The organism is Acidovorax sp. KPB24-03, from assembly GCF_057546605.1.
The window spans coordinates 1-11,865 of the sequence record NZ_BAAJYR010000104.1 but is presented as its reverse complement, the minus strand read 5'-3'; the positions used below and the strand labels follow the sequence as shown (position 1 = coordinate 11,865).

The following is an 11,865-nucleotide window of genomic DNA, read 5'->3' as shown; positions in this document are numbered from 1 at the left end:
CAAGGTGATCGCCGCGGCCTTCATGGAAGCCTTCAACCAGATGGTGCGTTCGCTGCGCAGCTACAAGGCCCAGTCGGTCAAGGGCCAGGGCCTGGGCGGCGGCGGTCGCCTGGGGGTGGATGGCGGCGCCGCGCCGTCGCAGACCTCGGCGCCGCGCGCGCAGCCCGTGTCGTCGGCCACCGGTGGCCTGTCGCTGCGCGATGCGCAGGCCAAGCTGAACGCCCTGGGGCATGACACCGGCACGCCCGATGGCGCGATGGGCGCCAAGACGGCGGCCGCCCTGCGTGCCTTCCAGAAGGAGCGCGGCCTGCCCATCACCGGCCGGCTCGACGCCGCTACTGCGGCCCAGTTGAGCCAGTAACGGCTGCCGGACGGCTGCCGGCTTCGAGGTGGTCGTCCGCGCCCGCTGGGGGCGGGCGGCCAGCCCCTAGCCGGCGCCGTGCGCGCCGGTCAGGTTCAAGAAGTGGTCCAGCATGTGGAAATGGTCCTCGAAGAAGGCCTCTTCCATGGCCGCCAGGTCCGCGACCGGTATCCACTGCACCTGCATGGCGTCGTCATCGGCCTGCACCGCAGGGAACGGCACATCGCCCAGGTCGAAGTAGTGGGCGTGCGTGATGGTGCGCCCGCGCTGGCTGCGGTCGGGGTGGTCGAAGACGGCCGTGGCGCGCAGCGCGCGGCGCAAGGTGGCGTCGGGCACGTCGCAGTGCGTCTCTTCGGCCAGCTCGCGCAGGCACGACTGCCACAGCGTCTCGCGCTGCTCGATGAAGCCGCCCGGCATGGCCAGCTGGCCCTTGCCCGGGGCGTGCGCGCGGCGGATGACGAGCACGTGGTCCTGGCAGCGAAGCACCGCGTCCACCGTCACGAACACCGGCGGGTACGGCGCCTGCGCCCACGATTCGCGGTAGCTGCGCAGCACGCGCCATTCTTCCTGCAGCGCCGCGTAGTGCGGCTGCCGGGCGAACACGTCCAAAAATTCGAGCGTGCTGGCCGGCATCTGGTCGGCCAGGGGGCCGAGCGCCGTCAGCACGCCCTGCGGCGCCGCGCCGAAATACGCGTCGCGGATGGCGGTGGCATCGATGGTGCCCTGCCGGTCCATGGGGATCAGCGACCAGCCGGGGAAGGCGTCCAGGTAGCTGCTGGTCGCGTCCTTGAAATGGCCGACCAGGCCGATGCGCGCATCGGGCAGCACGTGCGTGGACACGGCGCGCAGCACCGCCGCCACCCACAGGGCCTCGTTGTAGTGATCGCGCACGGGCAGCACGGTCAGCCGGGCCCGGTCGGCCTCGGGCAGGGCATTGCGCAGCATGGCTTCGCGCTCGGCCCAGGTGAACGGGTTCTTAGGCGATCGGGCCTGCCAGGCCGAGCCCATGACCACGATCACGTTGTTGGCGCTGTCCAGCGCGCGCTGCAAAAGGGCCAGATGGCCGTTGTGGACGGGCTCGAAGCGGCCGATGTAGATGGCGGTGTCGTACATGTGTGTTCCGGTTGGGCGCCCCGCGCCGTGAGCGGCGCCGTCGGGGCTGCTGGGAATGTAGCCGGGCGGGCCGGGGCGGGCGGCGGGCGCTGCGAATGCACCGACCGCTCCGCATGGGTCACCGCGCGGCCAGATTCATGGGTTTGCTATAAAAAATAATAGCTATATGCCCTAGTGATGATTGCGCTGGGGGCATTTTTGATGCAAACCTCTCTGTGGCGCAGGCCACCGCCTCACACATACCGCGCCGCAATCGGCATCTGCCGCCCGGTGCCGAAGGCCTTGGCCCGCACACGCACGATGGGCGGGGCCTGGCGCCGCTTGTATTCGCTGCGCGCCACCAGCATGCGCACGCGGTGCGCCAGGGCCCGGCCGTCCGCGCTGGCCTGCAACTGGCGCGCGAAGGCCTGGGCGTTGGCGTATTCGGCGCGCGACAGGCCCTCGCCTTCGATGAGCAGCTTGAGGATCTCGTCCAGCACGGGGTAGGGCGGCAGGCTGTCGTCGTCCTTCTGGCCGGGAGCGAGCTCGGCCGAGGGCGGCTTGTCGATGATGGCCTGGGGAATGATCTCGCGCCCCGCGTTCTCGTTCACGTGGCGCGACAGCTCGAACACCTCGGTCTTGTACAGGTCGCCCAGCAGGCCCAGGCCGCCGTTGGTGTCGCCGTACAGCGTGCAGTAGCCCACCGAGATTTCCGACTTGTTGCCGGTGGTGAGCAGCAGGTGGCCGAAGGCGTTGGAAAACTCCATCAGCGTCGTGCCGCGGATGCGGGCCTGCACGTTCTCCAGCGGCAGGCCGCGCAGTGGCTGCCCGAAGCTCGTCTCGAACTGTGCGGAAAAGCCTGCCACCAGGTCCGCGATGGGGTGGGTGTGCAGCACCACGCCCAGGTTGCGGCACAGCTGCACCGAATCGTCCACCGAGCCGCTGGACGAAAACCGCGAGGGCATGGTGATGCCCACCACGTTCTGCGGCCCCAGCGCTTCGGCCGCCAGCGCCAGCGTGAGCGCGCTGTCGATGCCGCCCGAGCTGCCCACCACCGCCTGGGTGAACCCGCAGCGGCGCGCATAGTCCCGCAGGCCCAGCACGATCTGCTGGCGATAGAACGCCATGGTGGGCAGGCCCTCGCGCGGCACGGGCGGCAGGTCGGTGCCGTCCAGCCGGGCGAAGTGGCCGTTGTCCAGCAGCTGCACGGTGGACACGTCCTCCTCGAAGCGGCGCGATTCGAAGACCACGCCGTCCTCGGGCTCGACCGCGAAGGAGGCGCCGTCATAGACCAGCTGGTCGTGTCCGCCGACCTGGTTCACGTAGACGATCGGCAGGCCGTGCCGCCGCGCCGCATCGCCGAACACCTGGTGGCGCAGTTCGCGCTTGCCGATGTGGCTGGGGCTGGCGTTGATGCTCACCACCAGGTCGGGCGCGGCATCGGCCATGCGCTGGAAGGGGTTGTTCTGGTAGTCGGCGCCGCTGTCGTTCCAGCCGTCCTCGCACACGATGAACCCCACCTGCGAGGTGCCGATGCGCAGCACCTTGGCCACGTCCGGGCCGGGCTCGAAATGGCGGCGCTCGTCGAAGACGTTGTAGGTGGGCAGCAGCTGCTTGGCATACGACAGCCGCACCTCGCCCGCCCGCAGCACCCGCAGCGCATTCAGCAGCCGCTTGCCCGGCCCCGGCGTGCGCACCGGCATGCCGACCACCCAGTGCAGCGCAGGCAGGCCGGCCGATGCCTCGCACAGCCGCGCCAGGCCCGCGTCCAGGCGTTCGAGAAAGGCGGGCTCCTCCAGCAGGTCGCCCGGGTAGTAGCCGCACAGCGACAACTCGGAGAACACCACGAGGTCGGACTGCGCGGCCGCGGCCTCCTGCGCGGCGGCGATCATGCGCTCGACGTTGCCTTCGATGTCGCCCACGGTGAGGTTGAGCTGGGCCAGGGTGATGCGGAGCATGGGGTCTTTCCTTTCTGTCTTTCTTCTTCAAGCGGCGATGGTTCGGTGGCGGGGCGGCGGCGTGCCGCGGCGCCTCATGGCGGTGGCACGTTGAACACCTGCCGAAGGTAGGCCAGGTAGGTTTCGTCGTCGCACAGCGTCTTGCCCGGGCTGTCCGAGAGCTTGGCCACCGGCTGGCCGTTGGCATGGGTGATCTTCATCACGATGTTGAGCGGCGCCACGCCCATGTCGTTGGTGAGCTGCGTGCCGATGCCGAAGCCCAGTTGTACCCGGTCGCTGAAATGGCGGTGCAGCGACAGCGCCTTGTCCACGTTCAGTCCGTCCGAGAACACGAGCCGCTTGGTGTGCGCGTCGATGCGCAGGCGGGCGTAGTGGGCCAGCGCCTTCTCGCCCCAGGCCACCGGGTCGCCCGAATCGTGGCGCAGGCCGTCGAACAGCTTGGCGAAGTACAGGTCGAAGTCGGCCAGGAAGGCGTCCATGCCCACCGTGTCGGTCAGCGCGATCCCGAGGTCGCCCCGGTACTCTTGCACCCAGTCCTCCAGCGCCGCTTTTTGAAAGTCGCGCAGCCGTACGCCCAGGGCCTGGTAGGTCTGCAAATACTCGTGCGCCATGGTGCCGATGGGCACCAGGTTCAGGTCGCGCGCCAGCATCACGTTGGAGGTGCCCTTGAACCACTGCGGCGCCTGCTGTGCGAAGGCTTGCACCACCTCGCGCTGCCACGCGCCGCTGTAGCGCCGGCGCAGCCCGAAGTCGAACATCTCGAACGGGTGCGTGCGCTCGGGCTCGCCCGATAGCGCCTGCACGTGCGCGATCTTGTCCGCCAGTCGGCGGCGTCCTTCGGCCAGCGCCGCGGCCGGGTCGAAGCGGCGGAAATACAGCTCGTTCACGATCGCCAGCACGAAGATCTCGAACCCCATCACATGCACCTGCGGGCCGCGCGCCACGATGTGCAGGTCGCCGCCCTCGGCCCGTGCCTCGATGAACGCGCGCTGGAACTGGAACAGGCGCAGAAAGTCCACGAAGTCGCTTTTGATGAAGCGTAGGCCGGCCAGGTAGTCCAGCTCACGGGGGGAAAACCGCAGCGTGCACAGCGCGTCCAGCGCCGCGCTCACTTCGCCGAGTAGCTCGGCCAGCGGATAGGCCGGCCGGTTGCGGCAGACGAAGCGGTACTCGGCCTGCGTCTGCGGGTGGCCGTGCAGCAGCGCCTGCCACATCGTGAATTTGTAGAGGTCGGTATCGAGCAGGCTGGTGATGACGGGTTGCATGGCGTTTGCTATGTTTTTAGGAAGGGATGCCGGGAGCGAACCTGCGCTAGAGGCGGATTTCATCGCTGCGCGCCAGTTGCGCTCCCTGGGCCTGCAGGGCGTCCAGAAAGTCCTGCTGCTGCGCACCGAAGCCGGCCACGGGCGCCATGCAGTCGGTCAGCAGCACGAGGCGGTCCGCCCGCCAGCCCGGCTGCAGCCGGGGCAGGTGCTGCACGATGTGCTCGGTGGTGGCGCGCACGCAGTGGCTGCCGGCCTCGCCCGCAATGACGAGGCGGTCCGCTGTCCCCAGGGCGTGGAGCAGCCGGGTGTTGAGCAAGGTGGCGGGGTCGTCGGCATCGGGCACCTCGGCCTCGATGGCGCTGTAGTGCTCGGTCCAGGGGTTGGTGCCCTTGAACACGGGGTGCACCGCGCGTTGGCGCTGTGCCTGCCACGCGCCGCAGGCGGCCAGCACGTCGGCATGCACGCCGTGGCCCCAGCTGCCGATCTCGCAGTGCACGGGCCACACCATCAGCGTGTAGCGCCCTTGTGCCTCCAGCGCGTCCAGGTAGGCCAGCACGCGGGGCAGGGCCGCGGCATCGCGCGGGGCGAACGCGCCGGCGCGCACCTGCGCCGCGGTGATGGTCGTGAACGGGGCGACCTCGCCGCCATCGCCCTGGCGCCAGAACGGGGGGTGCGCAACGTCGTAGCGCTGGTGCGAGTCGAGCGTGACGGTGATCGCCTCCAGCGCCGGGCCCTGGCGCCGGATGAAGGCGGCCAGGCGCTGCATGTCGGCATGGGCGCCGGGCACGGGCAAGGCGGGGGTGATGGACTGGCCGGTGAGGGGGTGCGCCGGCTGCCAATCGGTGGGCAGGTCGCAGAAATCGTTCTGGGGGTCGATCACCAGCAGCTGGGTCGTCAAGGGGCGGTTCATGGATCGGGTCATGGTGCAAGGTCCTCGGGGCAATGGGTGCAGTCTATTCCTGTTAGTTTGACTTTGCAACTAAGTGGGCCAAAAGGCATTGTCAGGAAATGAAAAACCGGTCGAAGGGACTGGATGGGTGGCATTGGCACTCCAGGAGTGGTAGGCTCGTTCGTCCAATCCTGCACATAACCATCCCCTCGATGTCCTCCGCCGCTTCGCCCACCGTCATCTGCACCGTGGATACCGTGCTGCTCACGCTGCAGGGCGGCGCCCTCCACGCGCTGCTCGTGCGCCGCGACAAGGCCCCCTATGCCGGCGCGTGGGCTTTGCCGGGGGGCTACATCCACGCGCAGGACGATGCCGATGCCCAGGCCAGTGCCGCGCGTGTGCTGCGCGAGAAGGCCGGCCTGCAAAGCCCTTACCTGGAGCAGCTCGCCACGTTCTCGGGGTTGGCGCGCGATCCGCGGGGCTGGTCGCTGGCGGTGGCCTATTGCGCGCTGGTGCCTGGCGAGGCGCTCCAGGGCATCCCGCCCCGGCAGGGAGTGAAGCTGGTGCCGGTCGACGACTTGCCGCCCCTGCCGTTCGACCACCGCGCCATGGTGGATGCGGCGCTGGCGCGCGTACGCAGCAAGAGCCTGTATTCCTCGATGCCCGTGCATTTGTGCGGCGACGCGTTCACCCTGCCGCAACTGCAGGCGGTGTACGAGGCGGTGCTGGGCGAGCCGCTCAACAAGGTGAGCTTTCGCCGCAAGATGGACGAGCTGGACATGCTCGAACCCGTGCCCGGCCTGGTGCAGGGCGGTGCCCACCGGCCCGCGCAGATGTACCGCCTGCGCCCCGCGTTCCGCAAGGCCCTGGCACTGTCGTCCCGCGCGCTCTGAACAGAAAAAAGCCCCTTGCGGGGCCTGGGACGAACGGAGCAAGACGCATCTCAGGCGGCGACCGCCTTGGCTTCGTCGTAGGTTTGCAGGTACTGCTTCGCCAGTTCGGTCTTCTGCTTTTCGGTGAGCAGCTTGCCGGCCATCTGGAAGAACCGATGTTCCTCTTCCTCCAGATGGTGCCGCACCTTCTCGCCCAGTTTTTTGGCCACCGCCAGCCAGGCGGAGCTGCCGGGGTCTGCGGCCTCCAGGTCTTCGACCAGTTCGTCCAGGGCATGGTGCTCCGCGATGGCGTGGCGCGACAGGTCGATGCCGGCATCGTGCTCCATGAGCGGCCGGTAGAAGTGGCGGTCTTCGGCCAACTCATGCGCCGCCAGTTCTCGCTTGAGCTCGATGAACCGCTCGTGCCGCTCCGGGGTGTCGCCGCTGGTGGCCTCCACCTGGCGGACCATGTCGCGCTGCCGCTCGTGGCTTTCGCGCAGGGCTTCGAAGATGTTCATGCGCGCGGCCCCTTCACTTGAGCGCCTTGCGTGCCGCGCCGATGCCCAGCACGGCCAGCACGACGAAGACCACGGCGATCACCAGGAAGATGAAGAACAGGATCTTCGCGATGCCGGCAGCGCCCGCAGCGACCCCGGTGAACCCCAGCGCGCCAGCGATGAGAGAGATGATGGCGAAGACGATGGCGTATTTCAGCATGGTGAGGACTCCGGTGGGATGAGGTATGGAGCGATCATTTCAGCGCTGCCGCGTCACGGGCGTCAGCAGAGCGGGGCTGCGGCTGTAGGAAAGGTGCGCGGGCAAAGCGGCAGCCGGCGCGGGGAGGGCAAGGGCTTCTTCCGCCCGTCGCACCCGTTCAGCCACTGCGCAGGTCAAGCCATGACCGCAATTGGCCGTAGTGGCGATGGATGACCCGCGGCACGTGGCGGCCGTTCGCGGCTCAGGCGCTTGTGCTTTTGCTCGTGCCGGGGGCCGACTGGCTGGCTTTTTTATTGGCGTTCCGGGCTTCGACCAGCAGATGCAATACCTTGGGGTGGCCCTTCGATTTCGCCAATCGTTCGGCTCGCGCCAGGCTGCCGTGCGCGCCCGCGTCCAACAGCAGTTTCACCACGTCCGCATGTCCGTTAGCCGCTGCCTGGGTCAGAGCCGTCTCGGAGGATTCGCCGGACCAGCGTTCCAGGTTGCCCGCAAGACCGTGGCGCAGCAGCAGCGCGATCACTTCGGCGTGGCCGTTCGACGCCGCCAGCATGGTGGCGTTTTCCCCATAGAACTTGGTGGCGTGCACGTCGCCGGCGGCTTCTTTCTTCAGCAAGGTCTCCATGACCTCGGCATGCCCATTGCGGGCCGCGAGCATGAAGGGCGTCAGACCGTCCAGATCGGTCGATGTCGAATTCACTTTCGCATCCAAAAGCCGTTCCACAGCGGGTGCGTGACCATTCTTCGCGGCCGCGAAAATGGCGGAATACCGAAGCTCGGTTCTGCGATCGGCCTGCGCGCCCGCTTTCAGCAGCAGGGACATGATCGCGACGTTGCCGCTTTCCGCCGCTCGCATCAGCGGCGTGGTTCCGTCCCGAGTGTCGCGATCAACGTTCGCCTTGGCATCGATCAGCAGCCTTGCCGCACGGGCATTCTGTTGCCCCACGGCCCGCATGAGTGCGCATTCCCCACGCCAGTCGCGCTGGTTCAAATGGCTGCGGCTCACCAGCATGGTGGCCATTTCGTAGTGGCCGTTGTCGAGGGCCTCCATCAGCGGCGTCACGCCGCCGTGCAACATCCCGGTATAGGCATTGGGCTTGGCGCCTGCCTTCAGCAGCAGCCGTGCAACCCCCATGCGGCCCTGGCGAGCCGCCTCGTGCAGTGCCGTCCTGCCGTCGCTGCTCGTCACGCCCACCTGGGCGCCGGCGCGGTGCAGCATTTGCACGAGGACCTCGTTGCCAGCGGCGGCGGCCACCATGAGCGGCGTTCTGCCGGTACTGGATTTCTGGTCCAGCATGCCGCGGTTCTTGGGGTCCTTGAGGGACGCCTGCACCAGGATGCCCACGGAGGCCACGTCGCCCGCCTGGGCTGCAAGGTACAGGGCTGTTTCTCCATTCTTGTTGCGGGTATCGATCGAAGCACTCGCGCCCAGCAGCTTGTGGACCATGGCGGTTTGGCCATAGCGCGCTGCGTGCATCAGGGGCGTGTCCCCCCGGGCATTGACCGCTTGCAGTGCCGCAGCGGACGCGAGCAGGGTCACGACCGAATCGGCTCCCGCAGCGACGGCGTGGTGGAGCAGGGTGTTTTAATTCTGGTCTTTCCATGACGATGGCATGGGCAACACGACCAGCAAGCTGGCCAGCGCCAGGTCGCCGGCCATGAGGCTTTGCGCCACCGCTTGGGGTCGTTCTTGCTCCGGGAGCTTGTCCACCTCCTCCGCTGCCTGGTTCAGCAGGAAAAATTCCGCTTCCGCGGAGGCCTCCCGGTAGCGCTTCAATGCCGGATGCATCAGGGCGGCCTGCCATTGGGTGCTCGTCGCCGAGGTGCCGTTGCGGACCATGTTCCAGACTTTGGCGGGATCGAGGCTGCGCAGCTCCTCGGGGTCCTGGGTCGCAGTGAGGGCGCTCATGAGCAGCGCGGACGGCCACTCCACGGCAGGAGAAAGGTCGGACAGCCGCATGCCGCGGTAGCCGACCCCGCCGGCCTTGTCCATCTCCTTCACGTAGAAATCTCCGTCGGCAATGCGCTTGATCCGGCGGTTGCCCTCGTCCGTCAATACGGTATCGACGACCTCGAACTTCTCTTTGTCGAGCAGCCCCTGTTCCTTCAGGTTCTTTGCGATGACGCGCATCAGCAGTGCGGGATGCTCGAGAACGGAATAGGGCGCGTCTTCATCGCCGGTGGGCTCGTGTTCCGAGATGACGACCCAGGCGGGAATCTTGCCGAACCGCCCTTGCAATCCGGCCTCCATGGATTCGCTGTACGCCTTGTGCAACTGGCCCGCCGTTTCCTCCGTCAGCGGGCGGCCCAGGTGGGGCCTGAAACGCTCCTTCACCTCGCTCAGGCATTCCTCGGCGAGTTGCCGAACCAGCTCGACCGGGTTCACGCGGGCTTGCACAAACGCCGCGGCCTCCTGCACGTGGGCGCTGACGGTGCGCACATCGACGAAGCTGTCGCTGCGCTCCGTGACACCGAACTGATCCGCCAGGAAATTGCGGTAACCGTTGACGAAATGGATTTCGCTGACCTCGTAGTGTTCGAGTCCTTTGTGCTTGGACTGGCTGAAGTCGCGCAGCGCCTGGTCCAGCATGTCCTCCCACACCCTTTTGGCGTGGGTGTGCAGGCCTTGGGTCAAGTTCAGGTCCTGGGCGGCCATGATCAGGTTGGTCGTGGTGCCGTCGGAGCAGACCAGCAGTCCTGACGCCAGGTTCTCGATGATTTCCATGCGTCTGGAAAGCGGGATCGTGTGGTCCGCCACGGCCGTGCACAGGGTGTCCAACGAGGCCTTGCCTTCGCCGTAGAGGCGCGATATCTGGGTGGAATAGTGGCCTGCCATGCCACCCTCCACCCGGCTTTTGAAGATGTCCAGCGCCTTGATGGACTGCTGGGATCTGGAGGAGGGATGTTCTTCGAGAAAGGTTTTCAGTTTGCCGATGCCTGCCCGGTACTGCGTCATGAGCTGCTTGCCCCGGCCCGATTTTTCGAAAGCCGGTATCGAAGTCCCGTCAAGGCTCGGTTCGTAGCGCACGGCTTCTTGCGGCGCGTAAGGCTCCGCAGCCGCGGTCGCGCGGGGCGGTTTGTGGAATTGCGGTGTGATCTGCATGGTCAGACTCCGGGATGCCGGGACCATACGGGGCTGCGCGCGAGGTCGGTGCGCGCATCCGAAGCAGTTGCCGTGTTGCCGCTGTTGCGCTACCCGCAGGCTCACATCGCTTCGCACATGGGCCTGCGCACGACCGGACCGCGCTGTCCGCGCGGCGGGCTTAACGCCCGGCAGCAGCCCGCAGTGCTGCTGCCTTGTCCGTCTTTTGGCGATGGCCGGCCCTGCGGGCCTTCACATCGCTGCGCGATATGAGCCTTCGCCGAAGGTGCGGCCAAACCACGCGGATCGCGTGGCGGGCTTACAGCCCGGCAGCGGCACGCAGTGCCGCTGCTTTGTCCGTCTTCTCCCAGGTGAACTCGGGCTCTTCGCGGCCGAAGTGGCCGTAGGCGGCGGTCTTTTCGTAGATGGGGCGCAGCAGGTCGAGCATCTGGATGATGCCCTTGGGGCGCAGGTCGAAGTGCTCCTGCACCAGCTTGGCGATCTGGTCGTCCGGGATCACGCCCGTGCCTTCGGTGTACACCGTCACGTTCATGGGGCGGGCCACGCCGATGGCATAGGCCACCTGGATCTGGCACTGGCGCGCCAGGCCCGCGGCGACGATGTTCTTGGCCACGTAGCGCGCGGCGTAGGCGGCCGAGCGGTCCACCTTCGTCGGGTCCTTGCCGCTGAACGCGCCGCCGCCGTGGGGGCAGGCACCGCCGTAGGTGTCCACGATGATCTTGCGGCCGGTCAGGCCGCAATCGCCTTGCGGGCCGCCGATGACGAATCGGCCGGTGGGGTTGATCAGGTACTTGGTGTCCTGGAGCCACTCGCTGGGCAGCACGGGCTTGATGATCTCCTCGATGATGGCCTCGGTGAAGCTGGCCTTCATCTTGGTGGAGGTCTCGCTCTGGTCGGGGTGGTGCTGGGTGGAGAGCACCACGGTGTCGATGCTGTGGGGCTTGCCGTCCACGTAGCGCATCGTGACCTGGCTCTTGGCGTCGGGCCGCAGGAAGGGCAGGCGCCCGTCCTTGCGCAGCTGGGCCTGGCGCTCGACCAGGCGGTGGGCGTAGTAGATGGGCGCGGGCATCAGCTCGGGCGTCTCGTCGCAGGCGTAGCCGAACATCAGGCCCTGGTCGCCGGCGCCGGTGTTCAGGTGGTCGTCGCTCGCCTGGTCCACGCCCTGGGCGATGTCGTTGCTCTGCTTGTCGTAGGCCACCAGCACCGCGCAGCCCTTGTAATCGATGCCGTAGTCGGTGTTGTCGTAGCCGATGCGCTTGATGGTGTCGCGCGCGATCTGGATGTAGTCCACGTGCGCGTTGGTGGTGATCTCGCCCGCCAGCACCACCAGCCCGGTGTTGGTGAGGGTCTCGGCCGCCACGCGGCTGCGGGGGTCCTGCTTGAAGATCGCGTCCAGAATCGCGTCGGAAATCTGGTCGGCGACCTTGTCGGGGTGGCCTTCCGAGACGGATTCGGAGGTGAAAAGGAAATCGTTCGCCATTTGAATAAACTCCTGTGTTCCGGCATTTTGGGCGTTGCCCTCAGCCTTGGGAGCTTTTGGCGAACGCTTTAGCAGATTTGTTTTACGTCGCCCTGCAAGTTGCTCATTTAACTCAGCGACCGCGCCATTTT

Annotated in this window: 11 protein-coding genes; 2 read left to right on the top strand and 9 right to left on the bottom strand. The window is 67.2% G+C overall.

The window, feature by feature from the left end; genetic code table 11:
- A partial coding sequence (locus AC27KI_RS12980; RefSeq protein WP_487114141.1) for a peptidoglycan-binding domain-containing protein occupies positions 1–361 on the top strand: 361 nt, incomplete at its 5' end.
- Between the two features lie 66 nt (positions 362–427).
- On the opposite strand, the gene AC27KI_RS12975 is transcribed toward AC27KI_RS12980, so the two are convergent.
- The 4 genes from AC27KI_RS12975 to AC27KI_RS12960 all read right to left on the bottom strand — a co-directional run bounded on the left by AC27KI_RS12975 (position 428) and on the right by AC27KI_RS12960 (position 5,598).
- Positions 428–1,474: a bifunctional nicotinamide-nucleotide adenylyltransferase/Nudix hydroxylase gene (locus tag AC27KI_RS12975; RefSeq protein ID WP_317352676.1), complete on the bottom strand. Its 1,047-nt coding sequence runs from the start codon at positions 1,472–1,474 to the stop codon at positions 428–430.
- A gap of 233 nt (positions 1,475–1,707) precedes the next feature.
- Positions 1,708–3,411 (bottom strand): NAD+ synthase, encoded by a 1,704-nt coding sequence (locus AC27KI_RS12970; RefSeq protein WP_487114139.1) that lies wholly within the window; start codon positions 3,409–3,411, stop codon positions 1,708–1,710.
- 74 nt (positions 3,412–3,485) lie between these two features.
- A complete protein-coding gene (gene pncB, locus AC27KI_RS12965; RefSeq protein ID WP_487114137.1) occupies positions 3,486–4,676 on the bottom strand; it encodes a nicotinate phosphoribosyltransferase in 1,191 nt (396 codons plus the stop codon).
- Positions 4,677–4,722: 46 nt separating this feature from the next.
- The gene (locus AC27KI_RS12960; RefSeq protein ID WP_487114135.1) at positions 4,723–5,598 is read right to left on the bottom strand and encodes a cysteine hydrolase family protein; all 876 of its coding nucleotides are present in this window, start codon (positions 5,596–5,598) and stop codon (positions 4,723–4,725) included.
- A gap of 179 nt (positions 5,599–5,777) precedes the next feature.
- Here AC27KI_RS12960 and AC27KI_RS12955 point away from each other — a divergent pair, with 179 nt between their 5' ends.
- Positions 5,778–6,458, top strand: coding sequence for an NUDIX hydrolase (locus AC27KI_RS12955; RefSeq protein WP_487089221.1), 681 nt, complete (start codon positions 5,778–5,780; stop codon positions 6,456–6,458).
- A 50-nt stretch (positions 6,459–6,508) separates the two neighbouring features.
- Here the strand turns inward: AC27KI_RS12955 and AC27KI_RS12950 are convergent, their stop codons facing one another.
- From AC27KI_RS12950 to metK, 5 genes are all read right to left on the bottom strand, one after another.
- Positions 6,509–6,955 (bottom strand): hemerythrin domain-containing protein, encoded by a 447-nt coding sequence (locus AC27KI_RS12950; protein WP_284429897.1) that lies wholly within the window; start codon positions 6,953–6,955, stop codon positions 6,509–6,511.
- 13 nt (positions 6,956–6,968) lie between these two features.
- Positions 6,969–7,154, bottom strand: coding sequence for a DUF1328 family protein (locus AC27KI_RS12945; RefSeq protein ID WP_272567532.1), 186 nt, complete (start codon positions 7,152–7,154; stop codon positions 6,969–6,971).
- A gap of 241 nt (positions 7,155–7,395) precedes the next feature.
- A complete protein-coding gene (locus AC27KI_RS12940; RefSeq protein ID WP_487114143.1) occupies positions 7,396–8,730 on the bottom strand; it encodes an ankyrin repeat domain-containing protein in 1,335 nt (444 codons plus the stop codon).
- 6 nt (positions 8,731–8,736) lie between these two features.
- A complete protein-coding gene (locus AC27KI_RS12935) occupies positions 8,737–10,254 on the bottom strand; it encodes a hypothetical protein (protein WP_487114133.1) in 1,518 nt (505 codons plus the stop codon).
- A gap of 298 nt (positions 10,255–10,552) precedes the next feature.
- Positions 10,553–11,734: a methionine adenosyltransferase gene (gene metK / locus AC27KI_RS12930; protein WP_272567533.1), complete on the bottom strand. Its 1,182-nt coding sequence runs from the start codon at positions 11,732–11,734 to the stop codon at positions 10,553–10,555.
- Positions 11,735–11,865: the final 131 nt, after the last annotated feature.